The organism is Streptomyces sp. NPDC045778 (genome assembly GCF_056431945.1).
In genome coordinates this window covers 100,017-118,716 of the sequence record NZ_JBWKJZ010000019.1, presented here as the reverse complement: position 1 = coordinate 118,716, position 18,700 = coordinate 100,017, and the positions used below count along the sequence as shown (strand labels likewise).

At 74.2% G+C, this 18,700-nt stretch carries 17 protein-coding genes and 1 tRNA gene; 14 read left to right on the top strand and 4 right to left on the bottom strand.

Translation table 11 applies throughout. The features are described from left to right. Positions 1 to 54 precede the first annotated feature (54 nt). The 9 genes from galU to AC07GB_RS24135 all read left to right on the top strand — a co-directional run bounded on the left by galU (position 55) and on the right by AC07GB_RS24135 (position 7,776). Entirely contained in the window at positions 55 to 957 is a 903-nt protein-coding gene (gene galU / locus AC07GB_RS24175) for a UTP--glucose-1-phosphate uridylyltransferase GalU (RefSeq protein WP_478848707.1), read from the top strand. A 72-nt stretch (positions 958 to 1,029) separates the two neighbouring features. Continuing rightward, the gene (glp, locus tag AC07GB_RS24170; RefSeq protein ID WP_478848800.1) at positions 1,030 to 2,334 is read left to right on the top strand and encodes a molybdotransferase-like divisome protein Glp; all 1,305 of its coding nucleotides are present in this window, start codon (positions 1,030 to 1,032) and stop codon (positions 2,332 to 2,334) included. Between the two features lie 129 nt (positions 2,335 to 2,463). Then, entirely contained in the window at positions 2,464 to 2,955 is a 492-nt protein-coding gene (gene moaC / locus AC07GB_RS24165; protein ID WP_478848705.1) for a cyclic pyranopterin monophosphate synthase MoaC, read from the top strand. Further along, positions 2,952 to 3,485 carry a MogA/MoaB family molybdenum cofactor biosynthesis protein gene (locus tag AC07GB_RS24160; protein ID WP_478848703.1) on the top strand — a complete coding sequence of 178 codons (534 nt, stop codon included), beginning with the start codon at positions 2,952 to 2,954 and terminating at the stop codon, positions 3,483 to 3,485. Before moaC ends, AC07GB_RS24160 begins: the two co-directional genes overlap by 4 nt. Then, the gene (locus AC07GB_RS24155) at positions 3,482 to 4,105 is read left to right on the top strand and encodes a GNAT family N-acetyltransferase (protein ID WP_478848798.1); all 624 of its coding nucleotides are present in this window, start codon (positions 3,482 to 3,484) and stop codon (positions 4,103 to 4,105) included. The genes AC07GB_RS24160 and AC07GB_RS24155 overlap by 4 nt, the downstream gene beginning before the upstream one ends. A gap of 305 nt (positions 4,106 to 4,410) precedes the next feature. After that, positions 4,411 to 5,730: a divisome protein SepX/GlpR gene (sepX, locus tag AC07GB_RS24150; RefSeq protein WP_478848701.1), complete on the top strand. Its 1,320-nt coding sequence runs from the start codon at positions 4,411 to 4,413 to the stop codon at positions 5,728 to 5,730. A gap of 115 nt (positions 5,731 to 5,845) precedes the next feature. Then, positions 5,846 to 5,919: transfer RNA gene (locus AC07GB_RS24145), tRNA-Ala, on the top strand. A 155-nt stretch (positions 5,920 to 6,074) separates the two neighbouring features. After that, entirely contained in the window at positions 6,075 to 6,539 is a 465-nt protein-coding gene (locus AC07GB_RS24140) for a hypothetical protein (protein WP_478848699.1), read from the top strand. 13 nt (positions 6,540 to 6,552) lie between these two features. After that, positions 6,553 to 7,776, top strand: coding sequence for a HAMP domain-containing sensor histidine kinase (locus tag AC07GB_RS24135; RefSeq protein ID WP_478848697.1), 1,224 nt, complete (start codon positions 6,553 to 6,555; stop codon positions 7,774 to 7,776). 213 nt (positions 7,777 to 7,989) lie between these two features. Here the strand turns inward: AC07GB_RS24135 and AC07GB_RS24130 are convergent, their stop codons facing one another. Continuing rightward, positions 7,990 to 8,469: a GNAT family N-acetyltransferase gene (locus tag AC07GB_RS24130; protein WP_478848695.1), complete on the bottom strand. Its 480-nt coding sequence runs from the start codon at positions 8,467 to 8,469 to the stop codon at positions 7,990 to 7,992. Positions 8,470 to 8,544: 75 nt separating this feature from the next. On the opposite strand from AC07GB_RS24130, the gene AC07GB_RS24125 reads away from it, so the two are divergent. Next, on the top strand, positions 8,545 to 9,333 hold the full coding sequence (locus tag AC07GB_RS24125; RefSeq protein ID WP_478848693.1) for an exodeoxyribonuclease III: 789 nt from the start codon (positions 8,545 to 8,547) through the stop codon (positions 9,331 to 9,333). Between the two features lie 232 nt (positions 9,334 to 9,565). Further along, a complete protein-coding gene (locus AC07GB_RS24120; protein ID WP_478848691.1) occupies positions 9,566 to 10,522 on the top strand; it encodes a DUF6528 family protein in 957 nt (318 codons plus the stop codon). 42 nt (positions 10,523 to 10,564) lie between these two features. Here the strand turns inward: AC07GB_RS24120 and AC07GB_RS24115 are convergent, their stop codons facing one another. Beyond that, positions 10,565 to 11,191 (bottom strand): MerR family transcriptional regulator, encoded by a 627-nt coding sequence (locus AC07GB_RS24115; RefSeq protein ID WP_478848796.1) that lies wholly within the window; start codon positions 11,189 to 11,191, stop codon positions 10,565 to 10,567. Between the two features lie 243 nt (positions 11,192 to 11,434). On the opposite strand from AC07GB_RS24115, the gene AC07GB_RS24110 reads away from it, so the two are divergent. From AC07GB_RS24110 to AC07GB_RS24100, 3 genes are read left to right on the top strand one after another with little or no spacing between them, the layout of a single operon-like run. Beyond that, on the top strand, positions 11,435 to 12,979 hold the full coding sequence (locus AC07GB_RS24110) for a flavin-containing monooxygenase (RefSeq protein ID WP_478848689.1): 1,545 nt from the start codon (positions 11,435 to 11,437) through the stop codon (positions 12,977 to 12,979). Continuing rightward, positions 12,976 to 13,923, top strand: a complete 948-nt coding sequence (locus AC07GB_RS24105) for an alpha/beta fold hydrolase (protein ID WP_478848687.1) — start codon at positions 12,976 to 12,978, stop codon at positions 13,921 to 13,923. Before AC07GB_RS24110 ends, AC07GB_RS24105 begins: the two co-directional genes overlap by 4 nt. Continuing rightward, positions 13,920 to 14,798 (top strand): SDR family oxidoreductase, encoded by an 879-nt coding sequence (locus AC07GB_RS24100; RefSeq protein WP_478848685.1) that lies wholly within the window; start codon positions 13,920 to 13,922, stop codon positions 14,796 to 14,798. The genes AC07GB_RS24105 and AC07GB_RS24100 overlap by 4 nt, the downstream gene beginning before the upstream one ends. A gap of 214 nt (positions 14,799 to 15,012) precedes the next feature. Here AC07GB_RS24100 and AC07GB_RS24095 read toward each other — a convergent pair whose 3' ends face one another. Both AC07GB_RS24095 and AC07GB_RS24090 read right to left on the bottom strand, forming a co-directional pair. Further along, entirely contained in the window at positions 15,013 to 15,198 is a 186-nt protein-coding gene (locus AC07GB_RS24095; RefSeq protein WP_478848683.1) for a hypothetical protein, read from the bottom strand. Positions 15,199 to 15,290: 92 nt separating this feature from the next. Further along, entirely contained in the window at positions 15,291 to 18,560 is a 3,270-nt protein-coding gene (locus AC07GB_RS24090) for a S41 family peptidase (RefSeq protein WP_478848681.1), read from the bottom strand. Positions 18,561 to 18,700: the final 140 nt, after the last annotated feature.

Genomic DNA, 18,700 nt, shown 5'->3' with positions numbered 1-18,700 from the left:
CGAATATTCCGGAGCCGCAGATTCTTCGCATAGGCACCGGATATGGTGGCGGGCATGACTGAGTCTCACCCCAAGATCACCAAGGCTGTCATCCCCGCAGCTGGTCTTGGCACGCGCTTCTTGCCCGCCACCAAGGCCACGCCCAAGGAGATGCTGCCGGTCGTCGACAAGCCGGCGATCCAGTACGTGGTCGAGGAGGCGGTCGCCGCGGGCCTGGACGACGTCCTCATGGTCACGGGTCGCAACAAGCGTCCCCTGGAGGACCACTTCGACCGCAACTACGAGCTGGAGTCCGCCCTGGAGAAGAAGGGCGACGAATCCCGGCTCGCGAAGGTCCAGGAGTCCAGCGACCTGGCCACCATGCACTACGTCCGCCAGGGCGACCCCAAGGGCCTCGGTCACGCCGTCCTGTGCGCGGCGCCGCACGTGGGCCGGGAGCCCTTCGCGGTGCTCCTGGGCGACGACCTGATCGACCCGCGCGACCCGCTGCTCGCCCGCATGGTCGAGATCCAGGACCGGTGCGGCGGCAGCGTCGTCGCGCTCATGGAGGTCGCGCCGGAGCAGATCCACCTCTACGGCTGCGCGGCGGTCGAGGCCACCGACGAGAGCGACGTCGTGAAGGTCACCGACCTGGTCGAGAAGCCGGACGTGGCGGACGCCCCCTCGAACTACGCCATCATCGGCCGGTACGTCCTCGACCCGCATATCTTCGACATACTGCGCACCACCGAGCCGGGCCGCGGCGGCGAGATCCAGCTGACCGACGCGCTTCAGCAGCTCGCCGCCGACGAGAAGGTCGGCGGCCCGGTGCACGGCGTGGTCTTCAAGGGCCGCCGCTATGACACCGGCGACCGCGGCGACTATCTGCGTGCCATTGTCAGACTCGCGTGCGAACGTGAAGACCTGGGCCCGGACTTCAAGGCCTGGCTTCGCAGTTACGTCACCGAGGAGATGTAGCACTTGAGCAGCAGCGGCACGACGCACGACGGCACAGGGGCGCACCGCGGGCAGGACACCGGCCAGGAGCGCGTGTGGTCGGTGGACGAGCACCTGGAGGACGTCCTGGCGGCCGTCCGCCCGCTGGAGCCCATCGAGCTGCAGCTCCTCGACGCCCAGGGCTGCGTCCTGGTCGAGGACGTCACGGTGCCCGTGTCGCTGCCGCCCTTCGACAACAGCTCCATGGACGGATACGCGGTCCGGGCAGCCGATGTCGCGGGCGCGGGCGAGGAGTTCCCCGCCGTCCTGACCGTCGTCGGGGACGTCGCCGCCGGGCAGGGCGAGCAGCCCACCGTCGGCCCCGGCCAGGCCGCCCGCATCATGACCGGCGCCCCGCTGCCGCCCGGCGCCGAGGCCGTCGTGCCCGTGGAGTGGACCGACGGCGGGCTCGGCGGGGGCCCCGTCTCCGGGATGCGGGCCCACAGCGCGGCCCCCGAGGGCGCCTCCGGAGAGGTCCGCGTCCACCGCCCCGCCAAGGCCGGCGCGCACGTCCGCGCGCGGGGCAGCGACGTGCGGGCGGGCGACCGCGCCCTGGCCGCGGGCACGGTCATCGGCGCCCCGCAGATCGCCCTGCTCGCCGCGATCGGCCGGGCCACGGTCATGGTGCGCCCGCGCCCGCGCGTGGTCGTCCTGTCCACCGGAAGCGAACTGGTCCAGCCCGGTGAGGAACTGGCCGAGGGTCAGATCTACGACTCCAACAGCTTCTCCCTCACGGCCGCCGCCCGCGGGGCCGGCGCGATCGCCTACCGGGTGGGGGCCGTCGCCGACGACGCGGAGACGCTGCGCTCCACCATCGAGGACCAGCTCATCCGCGCCGACCTCGTGGTCACCACGGGCGGCGTCAGCGTCGGCGCGTACGACGTCGTCAAGGAGGCCCTGTCCGCCATCGGCGACCCGGACGACGAGAAGGGCCTCGGGGCGGGCGGCGGCGTGGAGTTCCGCAAGCTCGCCATGCAGCCCGGCAAGCCGCAGGGCTTCGGCTCGATCGGGCCCGACCACACCCCGCTGCTCGCCCTGCCGGGCAACCCCGTGTCGTCGTACGTGTCCTTCGAGGTCTTCGTGCGGCCCGCCGTGCGCACCCTGATGGGTCTGCCGGACGTGCACCGGCCCACCGCCCGGGCCCGCCTCGGCGGCGGTGACGCGCTCACGTCGCCGACCGGGAAGCGCCAGTTCCTGCGCGGCCGCCACGACGCCGAGGCAGGCACGGTGACTCCCGTCGGCGGCAGCGGTTCGCACCTCGTCGCCGCCCTCGCGCACGCGGACGCGCTGATCGTCGTCCCCGAGGACACGACGTCGGTCGAGCCGGGCGCGGAGGTCGACGTGGTGCTCATCGGCTGACGGCCGGCCCGGCGGGGAAGGGGCCGTCCGGCTCGGGTGGCGCGACCGCGCGCCACGGCCGGGCGGTACGGTGTCGCGCACAGCAGGCCGCGCGCCCGCGCGGGGTCCGGACCAGGAGCGCCACAGCACATGAGCACCCAGCAGGGACTGACGCACATCGACGAGGCGGGCGCCGCTCGCATGGTCGACGTATCGGAGAAGGACGTGACCGCGCGCAGCGCGCGGGCGAGCGGACGCGTCCTGGTCGCGCCACGCGTGATCGAGCTGCTGCGCGGCGAGGGCGTCCCCAAGGGCGACGCCCTGGCGACCGCCCGGATCGCGGGCATCATGGGCGCCAAGCGCACGCCCGACCTGATCCCGCTGTGCCACCCGCTGGCCGTCTCCGGGGTGAAGCTCGACCTGTCCGTCGCCGACGACGCCGTGGAGATCACCGCCACCGTGAAGACGACCGACCGCACGGGCGTGGAGATGGAGGCCCTCACGGCGGTGAGCGTCGCCGCGCTCACGGTCGTCGACATGGTGAAGGCCGTCGACAAGGGGGCCGTCATCACGGACGTACGGGTGGAGGAGAAGACGGGCGGCAAGTCCGGCACCTGGAGCCGTGAGGGGGCGGGCGCGTGAACGCCGCCGCCGGAGCGGACCCGGGCTCCCCGGCCCCGTACCGCGCCCTCGTCGTCACCGCGTCCAACCGCGCCGCCGCCGGTGTCTACGCCGACACGGGAGGCCCGATCCTCGCCGAGGGGCTCGCCGCGCTCGGCTTCGCCGTCGACGGGCCGCAGGTGGTGCCCGACGGTGACCCCGTGGCGCGGGCCCTGCGCGCCGGGGTGGAGGCCGCGTACGACGTCATCCTCACCACCGGGGGCACCGGCGTCTCGCCCACCGACCGCACGCCCGAGGCGACCCGTGGAGTCCTCGACCACGAGGTGCCGGGCATCCCGGAGGCGATCCGGGCGTACGGCCGCGAGAAGGTGCCCACGGCCGCGCTCTCCCGGGGCCTCGCCGGGGTCGCGGGCCGCACCCTGATCGTGAACCTGCCCGGCTCCAGCGGCGGCGTCCGCGACGGCCTCGCGGTCCTGGGGCCGCTGCTCAGGCACGCCGTGGACCAGCTGCGCGGCGGCGACCATCCGAGAACCGACGGGGGTGCGAGCTGAACAGCCCCGGCTGGCCCGCCGAGCTGACGGACGGCGACGTCACCCTCCGCCCCATAAAGCTGCGTGACCAGCGGGCCTGGCGCGAGGTCAACCGGCGCAACCGCGACTGGCTGCGCCCCTGGGAGGCCACGATCCCGCCGCCCACGCCCGCCGGCCCGGTCGCGCACCGGCCCACGTACCGCCAGATGGTCCGGCATCTGCGGGCGGAGGCGGGCGCGGGCCGGATGCTGCCGTTCGTCATCGAGTACCAGGGCCGGCTCGTCGGGCAGTTGACGGTCGCCGGGATCACCTGGGGCTCGATGTGCTCCGGGCACGTCGGGTACTGGGTGGACGAGTCCGTGGCGGGGCGCGGTGTGATGCCGACCGCCGTGGCGCTGGTCGTCGACCACTGCTTCCGGACCGTGGGGCTGCACCGCGTCGAGGTCTGCATTCGGCCGGAGAACGCGCCGAGCCGCCGGGTCGTGGAGAAACTCGGATTCCGCGAGGAGGGGCTGCGTCCACGATATCTTCACATCGATGGGGCCTGGCGGGACCACCTCGTGTTCGCGCTCACCGTGGAGGAGGTTCCGGAGGGCCTGCTGCATCGCTGGCACCGGGCGCGACCGCGGCACACCGCGTAGCGGAGCGTGCGCGCGGCGCGCGGGTGACGGGGCGTCGGGAGCCGGCGCGCGGGTGCTCACCAGGGCGCTTCGGCGCGCGGACGCGCCGAGTTGGCGCCCCCCGGCCGCCGTCCGCCGGGGATGCTGTCTCTCTCATAAATGAAATACCTGTTCGAAATTGATCGGTGAGTGACCGTTAAATTCCTTGTGGGATCAGGCTGTTGATCGCACCAGTCGCAAAAAAAGTTTGAGATATCAGCCAGATCGTGCGACACACCGGCCCAATTGGCGGATGGCCTCGACAAAACCCCTCTACCGTGTGAGGCGTGAGCAGCAGCGGCCTCTTCTACGCAGTCATCGTCGGGGCCTGGGCCGCCTACTTGGTGCCGATGTGGCTCCGTAGGCAGGACGAGCTGAATGAAGCCCGTCCGACGGAACGCTTCAGCACCGCCATCCGGCTGCTGTCCGGACGGGCGGGCATGGAGCGCCGTTACGCCAAGGACCTGCGCGCGCGCACGGCTGACTCGTCCGAGGAGGAGGAGTCGCGCGCCGACCCGGGCACGGCCACCGACTCGGTGGACGTCCGGGCCTTCGCCATGCTCCCGGACGAGGAGGTGGCGACCGAGCCCCGCGGCCGGACGACGGGCCGGCAGCGGCCCCGGCACCAGGCGGGCGTGGACACGGAGCCGCACGGCCGTGAGCCGTCCGCGCCGGAGGCGGGTGACCAGCGCGAGCGCCGGGGCCCCGGCCGCCCGGCGGACGAGCACCAGGCGCCCGACCGGCAGCCGGTCCACCGCCAGGGCGCCCGGAGCGCGGCCGCCGAGCGCCAGGCCGCCCGCGGTGCGGCCGAGGCCGCCGCGCGGGCCCGGCGCTCCAAGGTCCTCGCGCGCCGTCGCCGCACCACCGTGATGCTGTTCGTCGCCTTCACGCTCGCCGCGGTCGTCGCCGCCGTCGGCGGTGTCGCGCTGCTGTGGGTGCCCGGGGTGCCCGGGGCGCTGCTGAGCGCGTACATCGTCTATCTGCGCCGCCAGGAGCGGCGGCGCTTCACGTACACGATGGACCGGCGCAGGGCCGAGGCCGCCGCGCGGCAGCTGCGCGAGCGGCAGCCGCGCCGGCACGAGCAGAGCGCCGAGCCCGCCGCGGAGGAGCCCGCCCCGGACGCCGACCCCGGCCTGTCCGCGCTCGCCGCGGGCCGGCGCGCGCTCGTCGAGCAGACCGACCACGCCGAGTGGGTCGACCAGCAGCGCGAGCGGCGGCACGGCCCCGGCCGCGGCGACAGCTGGGACCCGGTCCCGGTCCCGCTGCCGACGTACGTGACCGCCCCGGTCGCCCCGCGCGCCACCGGCAGCGTCGACCTGGGCGCGCCGGACACCTGGAGCTCGGCCCGGTCGAGCACGGCAGAACCGGCCGCGGACGGCACGGCGGACCGCGCCGAGCACGACCGGTCCGAGCGGGAGCGAGACGGGCACGAGCACGCGGCGCGCGACGAGCGGGCCGGGGCCGCGGCGGACGACGCCCGCAGCGACGCCCGCCGCGCCGCGTCCGCCCGCCGCTCCCGCGAGCGCGGGCGCACCCCGCTGTTCGACCAGTACGACGACTCCGCCGCGGGCCCCGGCGACGGCAGGCCGCGCGCCGCGAACGAGTGACCCGCGGCACACCCCCGGGACCCCGTCGCGCCGCCGCGGGGTCCCGCTCGCTGACCAGCGGGGGAGCGGATTTCCAAGCACCCCGATGGGGGTGCTAGAGTTTCACTCGTTGCAAGGGCCTGTGGCGCAGTCCGGTAGCGCACCTCGTTCGCATCGAGGGGGCCAGGGGTTCAAATCCCCTCAGGTCCACTGCACATGAAGATCCCGCCCGATCGAAAGATCGGGCGGGATCTTTGCGTTGTGCCCCCACCGCGAGAGCCCGCGGCGCGGGCGCGTGAGCCGGGCGTCCCTCCTCCGGCTCGTCTCCGCGCGTGCCCCGATGGAGTGATCGTTACATTGAACGCATGGTGGGCAGCTTGAGGAGGCGTGCCGGTGCCGTCGGCGGGACGGCGCTGGCCGCCGTGCTCGCCGGCGGCTGCGCGGAGCACGAGGGGCTGCACGTCGAGGGGGCCGCGATCGAGCCGACGCGGATCAGCGGCCCGGTGTACGTCGCCGACGCGCTCGCGCGGCCCCTCCAGCGGCCCACGGTCTTCGGCGTCACCGAGGACGTGGCCATGTCCTCGCTGCGCTGGAAGGACTGGGGCGGGCCCACCGCACGGGCCACCGGCCGGCTCAGCGGCACTTGGTGCCTGCCGGGCTGCGCCCGGGAGCCGTACGCGGCGACGCTGACGCTCAGCGGGGTCGAACGGCAGGACTCCGTCGCCTACTACCGCCGGGCGACCGTCGAGCCCGCGAAGCCCGGGGCGCTGCCGCCCGCAGCCGTGAACGTGCAGTTCCAGGGCATCCGGCTGATGGCGCCGGACTTCTGAGGCCGGGGCGCCCATGGGACTGCGGACGAAGATCGGCCTGGCCATCGCGGGCACGGCGGCCGTGGTGTCCGTGGTGATCGGGCTGCTCGTGCACCACCGCACCGTCGAGTCGCAGTACGACAGCGCGCGCAGCCAGGCCGGGGAGCGGCTGCGGACCGCCGTGCAGGACCACGCGGCCGGGATCGACGGCGACCGCACCCTCATCGACCCGCCCGATCTGCCGAGGCCCCTCGCGCGCGCGGCGCGGGCGGGCAAGTGGGGCGTGTACCTAGACCGGAGCGGGAAGCTGCCGCAGCTGTGGGCGGCCAGCGGGTACCGCGACGAGATCGTCGCGGTGAAGCGGCCGTACCGCTGGGAGACCGATGCCGTACGCGACCTCGACCGGGTGCTGTGGGCCGCGGGCGGGGTCGGCACCGCGCTCGCCTGCGTGGCCGGGCTGCTGGTGGCGACGCGCCTCGGGCACCGGCTCACCGCGAAGGCGGACGCGGCGCAGCGGATCGCGGACGGCGATCTGACGGCACGCCTACCGCTGCACGGCAGGGACGAGATCACCCGGCTCGCCGCCGCCGTGAACACCATGGCGGACGCGCTCGCCGCGCGGCTCAAGGCCGAGCGGGAGGTCACCGCGAACATCGCCCACGAGCTGCGGACGCCCGTCGCGGGCATGGTGACGGCGGCCGGCCTGCTGCCGCCCGGGCGCCCCGCCGAGCTGGTGCGGGAGGCCGCGGGGCGGCTGCGGGAACTCGTCGACGACGTGATCGAAGTGGCGCGGCTCGACACGGCGGGCGAGGAGGTGCGTGCCGAGCGGTGCGGGCTCGGGGGCGTGGTGCGGCGGGCCGTGGGCGGGGCGGTGGGAGACGCGGAGGGGGTGTCCGTGCGGGTGGTGCGGGACGTGGAGGTGGAGACCGATCCGCGGCGGGTCGAGCGGATCGTGGCCAACTTCGTCACCAACGCGCTGCGGCACGGGCGGGTGCCGGTGGTGGTGACGGTGGAGGGGGGTGTGGTGTCCGTGCGGGACCAGGGTGACGGGTTTCCGGAGGCGCTGCTCGCCGGGGGGCCGCAGCGGTTTCGCACGGGGGCCCGGGAGGCGGGGGTCGGCCTGGGGCTCGGGCTGACGATCGCGGTGGGGCAGGCGCGGGTACTGGGCGCGGCGGTGCGCTTCGCGAACGAGGGCGGCGGCGCTGTGGCGACCCTCGACCTCACGGCCCTGGTGCTCCCCTCCGAGGGCGGCGCCTGACCCCACGGCCGCTCGGCACCTGGGGCTGTGCCCACCCGTCCCGCCCTGCGGGACGATTGCCCACAGCGGGGAGGGGGAGGGCCGTCTCGCTGCCCGCGGGGGGCGCCCCGTCAGGGGCGCGGGGAACTGTGCGAGCGGCCACGACGGGCCGGGAGACGGGTGACGGCCCGGCGTGGCACGGCGCGACCCCGGCGCGGCTCATCCAGTGAAGCGTTACCGCAAGGGCTTGGCGTAGCAGCGGCTCAAGTCGTGGAAGCGGTAGTAGCCGAACCGGTCGCAGAGGGCGTACCCGCTGGAGGTGTAGAGGGCGATGGCCTCCGGCTGCTTGGTGCCGGTTTCGAGGACCATGCGCACCCGCCCCGCCGCACGGGCGTCCTCCTCCAGGCCGGCCAGGATCCGCCGGGCGAGCCCGAGGCCCCGCGCCTCGGGGACGACGTACATGCGCTTGATCTCGGCGTCGCCGTCCGCGTACCCCTCGCCGTTCTCGTCCATCACGCGCCACCCGCCCGTCGCCACGGGCGTGTCCATGGCGTCGTACGCGATGAGGTAGAGCCCGCGCGGCGCCCGGAACATCGTCGGGTCCAGCGGCGTGACGTCGCCCTCGTCGCCGTAGCGCTCGGCGTACTCGGCCTGGACACGGTCGTTGAGCTTCACGGCGTCGGGGTGGTCGAAGGCGACCCGGCGTATGTCCATGCTGTGAATCGTATCCCTATGCGTGCGGTGTGGTGGCTGCGGTGGCAGCCTCCAGTGTGCCGGTAGGGTGCCGGGATGCTCACTGTGACCAGCGTGAATGTGAACGGGCTGCGGGCCGCCGCCAAGAAGGGGTTCGTGGAGTGGCTCGACGGCACCGGCGCCGACGTGCTGTGCCTCCAGGAGGTGCGGGCCGAGCCGCAGCAGCTGCCGGACGAGGTGCGCGCGCCCGAGGGCTGGCACGTCACGCACGCCCCGGCCGCGGCGAAGGGCCGCGCGGGCGTCTCGCTGTACACGCGGCGCGAGCCGGAGCGCGTCCAGGTGGGATTCGGGTCCGCGGAGTTCGACGCGAGCGGGCGCTACGTGGAGGCGGACCTGCCCGGCGTCACGGTCGCGAGCCTGTATCTGCCGTCCGGCGAGGTCGGCACCGAGCGGCAGGACGAGAAGATCAGGTTCATGCGGGAGTTCCTCGCGTACCTGGTGGACCTGAAGGCGCGGGCCGCTGCCGACGGCCGTGAGGTCCTGGTCTGCGGCGACTGGAACATCGCCCACCAGGAGGCCGACCTCAAGAACTGGCGGGGCAACAAGAAGAACTCCGGGTTCCTGCCGGAGGAACGGGCCTGGATGTCGGACGTGTTCGCCGAGTTCGGCGACGTCATGCGCGTGCTGCACCCGGACGTCGAGGGCCCGTACTCGTGGTGGTCGTACCGGGGCCGCGCCTTCGACAACGACACGGGGTGGCGCATCGACTACCACGTCGCGACGCCCGGCCTGGTGGACCGCGCGGTCAAGGGCTTCGTCGAGCGGGCCGCGACGCACGCCGAGCGCTGGTCGGACCACGCCCCGGTGACCGTCGTCTACGAGTAGGCCCCCCACGCGCTCGCGCCCACCGCCGGTGAAAAGTCCGGCGGAGGGCTGTCCCGCCCCCGTACGGCATGGCAGATTGCGAGCGCGTCGACTGCTGTCAGGGTGAGGGGACTTCATGGCTGCCGGTCTTTCCAGACGGGGATTCCTGATCGGGGCGGCGGGTGCCGCCGGCGCGCTGGGGACGGCGCCCTCCGCGGCAGCGTCCGCCGTGGCCGCGCCTGCCCCGGGCGGCATGCCTGCCCCGGGCGGTGTGCCCGCCCCGGGCGGTGTGCCGCCGGGCACCCCGCCCGTGCTCGTCACCGAGCAGGCGAGCAAGCGGCTGCTCGTGCTCGACCCGAGGCGGCGGGAGTGGGACCCGGCCGCCGACCCGTCCGTCGTGCGCTGGCAGTTCTCACCTCTGGGCGACCCGCGCTACGCGGACCTGCGGCCCGAGGAGAGCTGGGTCTACCCGTGCGAGGCGAAGCCGCGGCGGCTCCGGGGCCGGACCCTGGTCCTGACGACGGCGTCCTTCGGGTTCGTCGCCGCCGTGGAGTACCCGTCGGGCCGCCGCTACTGGGGGACCGCGATCGGGCCCGGCGACGACCTGTTCAACCCGCACAGCGCCGAGGTGCTGCCCGACGGCAACGTGGCGGTCGCGTGCAGCACCGGCGCGCTCGTGCGCCTGTACGCCGCCTCGTGCGGGCCTGACGCCACGCGGTACGCGGAGGCGCGCCTCAAGGGCGCGCACGGCCTGCACTGGGACCGGGCGCGGCGCGTCCTGTGGGCACTCGGCGACGACGAGCTGGTGACGTACGAGGTCGGCGGGGAGCCCGCGCGCCCGGGGCTCCGGCAGACCTCCGCCGTGCCGCTGCCGGTGGCCGTGCCGGGCAGGACGGCCGGCGGCCACGACCTGTTCCCGGTGGCGGGGCGCCCTGGACGGCTGTGGGTGACGACCAACGCGGCCGTCTTCCAGTACGAGAAGCGCACGGGAGCCTTCGTACGCGACTACGCGGGACACGAGCTGATCGACCGGGCGAAGGTGAAGGCGGTCGGCGACGACCCGCGCACCGGGCAGGTGCTCAGTACCGTGCCCGAGGGCGGCCTCGGGGAGACCTGGTGGACGACGCGGGCCACCGTGCACCGGCCGGCCGGCAGCTACCGCCTGGCCGGCGGGGGCATCTACAAGGCCCGCTGGTGGCTGCCGCGCTGACCGGGCCGTAGCGGGCGGTCCCACGGCGGCCTCCGGGCGGTCTCAGGTCCGCTTCAGGCGCCGGTCGAGGGCCAGCGACAGCTCCGCCTCCACCACGCTCTTGGCGAGCGGGCGCAGCTCCTCCGCCGTCACCTCGGGGTGCTCGGCGGCGTGCTCGACGGTGAAGGCGATGAACAACTCGGCGAGCGCGTCCGCGTGTTCACGGATGCGCTGGCCCGCCTCCATGACGGACGCCAGCGGGATGCCCTTGCGCACCAGGGCGGCCGAGGCGTCGAGCAGCCGGTGGCTGATGTGCACGATGTCGTCGCCGTCGGTGCCCAGATAGCCGAACTCCATCGCGGCGGACAGGTTCTCCGGCGTGACCTGGCCCGCGAAGCGGTCGGCCAGCTCCTCGGGGGTGAGGCGGACCGGGGTCTCCTCCGACGGGCCGTCGATGCCGAGGAGTTCGGCGACGTCGCGGCCCTTCTCGAAGGCCTCGGCCAGCTCGGCGATGCCCTGGAGGGTGTGGCCGCGCTCCAGGAGGGCGGCGATGGTGCGCAGGCGTGCCAGGTGGTGGTCGTCGTACCAGGCGATGCGGCCCTCGCGGCGCGGGGGCGGGATGAGGCCGCGCTCGCGGTAGAAGCGCACGGTGCGCACCGTGATCCCGGCTTCCCTCGCCAGCTCGTCCATGCGGTACTCGCGCACCGGCGGCGGGCCGCCGGGCGTGCCTGTCGGTCCTGCTGCCCCTGTCGTGCCGTCCGTCACCGCGTCCGCCCCATCTCCCGCCACCACCGCAGCCTATGCGCAGGCCCGGGCCGTACCCCCGGTAACTTTCCTCCGCCGACCCCTACCCATGAGTACGGAGCTGCTCTACGCTCCGATTGTGCCAGCGATTACTGGCAGAGTCGTGGGATGTCTTCGGGAGGCGGCAGCATGGCCGAACGCAAGCGGGTGCGCGACGAGGCGCACGAGCACGTCCGGGTGGCGGTGATCGGATCCGGGTTCGGCGGCCTCGGGGCCGCCGTGCGGCTGCGCCGGGAGGGCGTGACCGACTTCGTCGTCCTGGAACGGGCCGGCGCGGTCGGCGGCACCTGGCGCGACAACAGCTATCCGGGCTGCGCCTGCGACGTGCCGTCCCACCTGTACTCGTTCTCCTTCGCGCCCAACCCCGACTGGCCGCGTACGTTTTCCGGCCAGGAGCACATCAGGGACTACCTGGAACGGGTCGCCGACACCTTCCGGCTGCGGCCGCACATCCGCCTCGACACCGAGGTCCAGGGGGCGCGCTGGAACGGCGAGCGGCTGCTGTGGGAGCTTCGGACCAGCCGGGGCCGCCTCACCGCCGACGTCGTGGTGTCCGCCACCGGGCCGCTGTCCGAGCCGAAGACGCCCGGCATCCCGGGTCTCGACACCTTCCCCGGCAAGGTCTTCCACTCCGCCCGCTGGGACCACGACTACGACCTGCGCGGCAAGCGCGTCGCGGTGGTCGGCACCGGGGCCTCCGCGATCCAGATCGTGCCGGAGATCCAGCGCGACGTACGCCGTCTCACGCTCTTCCAGCGCACGCCGCCGTGGGTCATGCCGCGCGCGGACCGGGACATCACGGGGGCCGAGCGCTGGCTGCACCGGCAGCTGCCGTTCACCACGCAGCTGCGGCGCGGCCTGCTGTGGGGCATCCGCGAACTCCAGGTGCAGGCGTTCACCAAGCGGCCCGACGAGCTGGGCCTGGTCGAGAGCATCGCCAAGCGGAACATGGCACGGGCCATCAAGGACCCGGAGCTGCGCGCCAAGCTGACGCCGACGTACCGCATCGGCTGCAAGCGCATCCTGCTGTCCAACAGCTACTACCCGGCGCTCGCGCGGCCGCACGTGGACGTGGTCGCGAGCGGCCTCGCGGAGGTGCGCGGCTCCACGGTGGTGGCCGCCGACGGCTCCGAGGCCGAGGTCGACGCGATCATCTTCGGCACCGGCTTCCACGTCACGGACATGCCGATCGCCGACCGCGTGGTGGGCGACGAGGGCCGCACGCTCATGGAGACCTGGAAGGACGGCATGAAGTCCCTGCGCGGCGCGACCGCGGCGGGCTTCCCCAACTTCCTCACCGTCATCGGCCCGAACACGGGCCTCGGGAACTCCTCCATGATCCTCATGATCGAGTCCCAGCTGAACTACCTGGCCGACTACCTGCGCCAGTTGGACGTGCTCGGCGGCCGCGCCGCCCTCGCCGCCCGGCCGAGCGCCGTCAACGCCTGGAACCGCCGCGTGCAGGAGCGCATGAAGCGCACCGTGTGGAACACCGGCGGCTGCACCAGCTGGTACCTGGACACCAACGGCGTCAACACGACGGTGTGGCCCGGCACGACGACGGAGTTCCGTACGGCGACGCGCACCGTGGACCTGAACGAGTACGAGGTCCTCCGGCCCCCGGCGCCGCGCCCCGCCGCCCAGGGCGGCCACCGGGTCGAGGTCTCCGCGTGAGGGGCCGGGGGCACGTCCTGGCCGGTCCCTTCGCGCCGCCCGTCGCCGCGCGCGAGCTGACCGCCGTGTCGGCCGACGGGACCCGTCTGCACGTGGAGGCGCACGGGCCCGACGGCGCGCCCGCCGTCGTCCTCGTCCACGGCTGGACCTGCTCGACCGCGTTCTGGGCGGCACAGGTCCGCGCGCTCTCGGCCACGCGCCGCGTCATCGTGTACGACCAGCGCGGGCACGGGCGCAGCGAGGTGCCGGTGGAGGCCGCCGGATACAGCACGCGGGCGCTCGCCGACGACCTGGAGGCCGTGCTCGGCGCGACGCTCGCGCCCGGCGAGCGCGCGGTGCTCGTCGGCCACTCCATGGGCGGCATGACGCTGATGGCGGCGGGCGCGCGGCCCGGGGTGCGCGCGCACGCGGCGGCGGCCCTGCTGTGCAGCACGGGCAGCTCGCGCCTGGTCGCGGAGTCCACGGTGGTGCCGCTGCGGGCGGGCGCGGTACGGACCCTCCTCACCCGGCGGGTCCTCGCGGCGCGCGCGCCGATGGGCCCGGTCACGCCGCTCGCGCGCAGCCTGCTCAAGTACGCGACGATGGGCCCCGGTTCGGCCCCGGAGCGGGTCGAGGTGTGCGCGCGGATCGTGCACGCGTGCCCGCGCGTGCCGCGGTACCGCTGGGCGCACGTGCTCGACGGGCTGCACCTCGACGCCGGGCTCGTGGACCTGGCGGTGCCCACGGCGGTGCTCGCCGGGACCGCGGACCGGCTGACCCCCGTCGTCCACGCGCGGCGGCTCGCGGCGGCGCTGCCGCACTGCGCCGGCCTCACCGAACTGACCGGGGTCGGGCACATGACACCGGTGGAGGCACCGGAGGCGGTGACGCGGGCCGTCGCGGAACTCGTCGACACCTACGTCCACGGTACGTACGGGCAACTGAAGGAGGGCGCGGGCGCGTGAGCAAAGTCAGCCTGGAGGGACAGGTAGCGGTCGTCACCGGGGCGGCGCGGGGGGTCGGAGAACTCCTCGCCCGCAAGCTGTCGGCACGCGGCGTGCACGTCGCGCTCGTGGGCCTGGAGCCGGAGGAACTGAAGCGGGTCAGCGGGCGGCTGCACACCGAGAGCGACTTCTGGTACGCGGACGTCACCGACCACGAGGCGATGGCGCGGGTGGCGATGGAGGTCAAGGAGCGCTTCGGCAAGGCCGACATCGTGGTCGCCAACGCGGGCGTCGCCAGCGGCGGGCCCTTCATGACCTCCGACCCCGTCGCCTGGCGGCGGGTCATCGAGGTCAACCTGATCGGCAGCGCGGTGACCGCGCGGGCGTTCCTGCCGGTCCTGGCCGAGAGCCGGGGCTATCTGCTCCAGATCGCCTCGCTCGCTGCGATGACTCCCGCGCCGATGATGACCGCGTACTGCGCGTCCAAGTCCGGTGTGGAGGCGTACGCGCACGCGCTGCGGGCCGAGGTCGGCCACAAGGGCGTGAAGGTGGGGGTCGGGTATCTGTCCTGGACGGACACGGACATGGTGCGGGGGGCCGACCAGGACGACGTGATGCGGGAGTTGCGGCAGCGCCTGCCGTGGCCGTCCAACAAGACCTACCCCCTCGGGCCCGCGGTCGACCGCCTGGTGGCGGGGATCGAGCGGCGCTCCGCCCACGTCTACGGGCAATGGTGGCTGCGGGGCATGCAGGGCGCCCGCCCCTGTCTGCCCGGGATCGTCGCCGGGGTCGGCCAGCGCGAGATGCGCCGCTTCGAGCCGCGCCTGGCCCAGATGCCCACGGGCCTGATGGGCGCGGGCGGCACAGCCGACGAGGCAGCTACCCGGCCCCACTGACCGGCTGAGCGGCACCTCGGCGCTGTGCCCGCCCGTCCCGCCCAGCGGGACGATTGCCCACAGCGAGCAACAGGGCGGCCCCACCCCCCCGCCCCCACCCGGGCCGTCGGAGCTGGGGAGATTCGGGTGGGCGGGTGGGAAAGCACCCGCCGGGGCGGCAAAGGGCGGGTGGTGGAAAAGGGAACCCACTCACCCGCCCGAGCACAGCGCAGCGTTACGCGTCGTAGTCCCGGTTGAACCGCTCCTCCGCCTCGCGCTGGGCGTCGTCCAGGGACTCCTGCGACTGCTCCCGCGCCTGCGAGGACCGCTCGCCCGCCTCGTCCCGTCCGCGCTGCGCGGCCTGCTTGGCCTTGTCGGATAGCTCCTGCGCCTTGTCCTGGAACTGGTCCTTGATGCCCATGAAGGTTCACTCCCAATGTGGGTGAGGGGATCGGGCCTCGACCAGCCTGACACGAGCCGACATAGCACGCATGTCGGACAGTTACGCTCCGCTCACCCGCGCGGCGGGAGCGGGGGCCGCCGCCGGTCGGGCACGTCGTCGTACCCGGGAGGAGAGGCCGCGGGGCGCTCGGCGAGGAGGTCGAGCGCGACCCGCACCGCGTCGTCGAGCTGGGCGTGCCGCCCCTCGGCCCAGTCGAGCGGGGTACGCAGCACGGCGATGTCGGGCTCGACGCCGTGGTTCTCCACGCCCCAGCCGTACGCGTCGAACCAGCCCGCGTTCATCGGCACGGTGATCACGGTGCCGTCGCCGAGCGTGTGCCGCCCGGTCATGCCGACGACGCCGCCCCAGGTCCGCTGCCCCACCACGGGCCCGAGCCCGAGGAGTTTGAACACGGCCGTGATCATGTCGCCGTCGGATGAGGTCGCCTCGTCCGCGAGGGCCACCACCGGGCCCCGGGGCGCGCTGGACGCGTACGACACGGGCTGCGCGTTCCGCGTGAGGTCCCAGCCCAGGATCTTCCGGGTCAGCTTCTCCACGACGAGTTCGCTGATGTGCCCGCCCGCGTTGCCGCGTACGTCGACGATCAGGGCGGGCCGGGAGACCTCAAGGCGCAGGTCGCGGTTGAACTGGGCCCACCCGGAGCCGCCCATGTCGGGGATGTGCAGATAGCCGCACTTGCCGCCGCTGAGGTCCCGTACGACGCCGCGGCGCTTGGCGACCCAGTCCTGGTAGCGCAGCGGCCGCTCGTTGATCAGCGGCACGATGGCGACACGGCGGGCGCGGCCCTCGCCCTCGGCGGGCTGGAACGTCAGCTCCACCGTGGTCCCGCCCGCCGCCGCGAGCAGCGGGGCGGGACCCGTCACCGGGTCCACCGGGCGCCCGTCCACGTGCGTGAGCACGGCCCCGTCGCGGATGCCCGAACCGGCGAGCGGCGAGCGGGCCTTGGAGTCGGAGGACTCGCCGGGCAGGATGCGCTTGACCATCCAGCCGTCGTCGCGGCGTACGAGGTTGGCGCCGAGCAGGCCGATGGCGCGCTGGTAGTGGGCGGGCCCCTCGTTGCGCCGGGCGGCGGTCACGTACGCGTGGGAGGTGCCCAGCTCGCCGAGGACCTCCCGCAGCAGGTCGGCGAACTCGTCGGGGGACGCGACGCGCTCCACGAGCGGCCGGTACTGGTCGAGGACCGCGTCCCAGTCGATGCCGCACATCCCGGGGTCCCAGAAGTACGCGCGGATCAGACGGCCCGCCTCGTCGAAGGACTGGCGCCACTCGGCGGCCGGGTCGACCTCGTGCAGGATGCGCCGCAGATCGATCCAGACCGTGGTGTCGCCGTCGCCCGACTCCGTGGACGGTACGGCCCGCAGGTCGCCCTCGTCGACGACGACGAGCCTGCTGCCGTCGCCGCTGAGCGCGAACCAGTCGAGGTGCTCGACGAGTTCGGACTTCTTGGCCTTGGTGATGTTGAAGTACTCGAGGGTCGGGCGCCCCGAGGTGTCGGCCGGGTTGGCGAAGGTCTCGCCGAGGGCGCCCGAGATCGGCCACCGCAGCCACACCAGGCCGCCGCCGCTGACCGGGTAGAGGGCCGAGTACTTGGACGCGGCCACCGGGAACGGCGTCACGCGGCTCTCCAGGCCCTCCGCCTCCACGGTCACCTGCCCGTCCCGGGCGTCGGCGGTGTCGTCGGCGTCCGGGTCGAGCCCGCCCGCCGCGGGCCGCCCGTCCGGGAGCAGCGCGAAGGGGGACGGCGTGGCGGAGGACAGCGGCACGAGGTAGGGGCGGCAGCCGAGCGGGAAGGACAGGTCGCCGGTGTGCACGTCGTAGACGGGGTCGAAGCCGCGCCAGGACAGGAACGCGAGGTAGCGGCCGTCGCGGGTGAACACCGGGTTCTCGTCCTCGAAGCGGCCGTTGGTGACGTCGATGACCGTGCGCGCCCCCGGGCCCTCGATCCGGGCCAGCTTGATCTGCCGCAGGGAGCGGCCGATGCCGGGGTGGGACCAGGTGAGCCAGGCGCCGTCGGGGGAGAAGGCGAGGTCGCGCACCGGCCCGTTGAGGGACCGGATCAGCTCGGTGACCTCGCCGTTGGAGTCCTCTGTGGCGTCGACGAGGAGGAGGCGTCCGTCGTGCGAGGCGATGGCCAGGCGCTCGCCGTCGGGGTCGGAGACCAGCTCCAGGACCCGGCCCAGCTCCCCGGAGGCGAGGCGGCGCGGCTCGCGCTCGCCGCTGGCCCGGGGCAGATAGGCGATCTCGACCGCGTCCTCGCCCTCGGCGTCGGTGACGTACGCGACCTGCCCGCCGGTGCCGAGCATCTCGGGGAGCCGGACGCGCACGCCGGGGGTGTCGGCGATGGTGCGGGCGGGGCCGTCGCGGTGGGTCAGCCAGTACAGGCTGCCCCGGACCACCACCGCGCTCGCGCGGCCCGTGGTGTCCACGGACAGGGCGTCGACGTGGTGGGCGGCGGGGACCTGGTAGGTGCGCCGGCCGGCGCGCGGGCCGCCGATGGTCACCGGGACGCGGCGCGGCACCGAGTCCGCGGCCAGGTCGTCGAGGAGCCAGATCTCGCCCGCGCACTGGTAGACGACGCGGGTGCCGTCGCTGGCGGCGTGCCGGGCGTAGAAGGCGTCGTGGTCGGTGTGGCGGCGCAGGTCCTTGCCGTCGGGCAGGCACGAGTAGAGGTTGCCGACACCCTCGTGGTCGGAGAGGAACGCGATGCGCCCGGACACGAACATGGGCGCGTCCAGGTGCCCTTCGAGGTCCTTGAGGAGGTGCTCGCCGTGCAGCCACAGGCGGCCCGTGGCGCCGCCCCGGTAGCGCTTCCAGGCGGCGGGCTCGTGCGGGGGCTTGCCGGTCAGGAGCAGCGTCTTGCGCTCGCCGTCGAGGTCGTCGACCGCGAGGTCGTGGACCGGGCCCCAGGGCAGCTTCCCGCCGGGGGAGCCGTCGGTGGGCACGCTGTAGGCCCAGCAGAAGTGCGAGAAGGGCTGGCCGTGCGAGGACACGGCGAGGATCTGGCCGTCGGGCGTCCAGCCGCACACGCGCGTGTCGGGCGAGCCCCAGTACGTCAGGCGCCGCGCGGCCCCGCCGTCCACAGGGGCGAGGTGGATCTCCGGGTCGAGGCTGCGCCAGCTCGTGTACGCGATGTGGCGCCCGTCCGGGGCGAAGCGGGGGTGGCCGAGCTTGGTGCGGTCGGCCGTCAACCGCCAGGCCCGTCCCGGTGGGGCGCCCGCCGCGGCGAGCGGGGCCACCCACAGGTCGTCCTCGGCGACGAAGCAGAGCCGGTCGCCGCTCAGGTGCGGGAACCGGAGGTAGGCCTGGGTCACCCTCCCCATGCTTTTCCCTGGCCGGGGGCGCGGCAACTTTTCGGATCCGGCCGCGCAGGAGCCGCGCCGGGCGGGGGCACGTGCCCCTGTGACCCAGTACACGTACGAAACCGTTTCGTTTCGATAGCGGAGCCGCGTAGAGTACGAGA

Coding starts and splice junctions, on each gene's coding strand:
- galU (WP_478848707.1), top strand. CDS start 55: ATGACTGAGTCTCACCCCAAGATCACCAAGGCTGTCATCCCCGCAGCT.
- moaC (WP_478848705.1), top strand. CDS start 2,464: ATGAGCACCCAGCAGGGACTGACGCACATCGACGAGGCGGGCGCCGCT.
- AC07GB_RS24140 (WP_478848699.1), top strand. CDS start 6,075: ATGGTGGGCAGCTTGAGGAGGCGTGCCGGTGCCGTCGGCGGGACGGCG.
- AC07GB_RS24135 (WP_478848697.1), top strand. CDS start 6,553: ATGGGACTGCGGACGAAGATCGGCCTGGCCATCGCGGGCACGGCGGCC.
- AC07GB_RS24130 (WP_478848695.1), bottom strand. CDS start 8,469: ATGGACATACGCCGGGTCGCCTTCGACCACCCCGACGCCGTGAAGCTC.
- AC07GB_RS24125 (WP_478848693.1), top strand. CDS start 8,545: ATGCTCACTGTGACCAGCGTGAATGTGAACGGGCTGCGGGCCGCCGCC.
- AC07GB_RS24120 (WP_478848691.1), top strand. CDS start 9,566: ATGCCTGCCCCGGGCGGTGTGCCCGCCCCGGGCGGTGTGCCGCCGGGC.
- AC07GB_RS24115 (WP_478848796.1), bottom strand. CDS start 11,191: ATGGACGAGCTGGCGAGGGAAGCCGGGATCACGGTGCGCACCGTGCGC.
- AC07GB_RS24110 (WP_478848689.1), top strand. CDS start 11,435: ATGGCCGAACGCAAGCGGGTGCGCGACGAGGCGCACGAGCACGTCCGG.
- AC07GB_RS24095 (WP_478848683.1), bottom strand. CDS start 15,198: ATGGGCATCAAGGACCAGTTCCAGGACAAGGCGCAGGAGCTATCCGAC.
- AC07GB_RS24090 (WP_478848681.1), bottom strand. CDS start 18,560: ATGGGGAGGGTGACCCAGGCCTACCTCCGGTTCCCGCACCTGAGCGGC.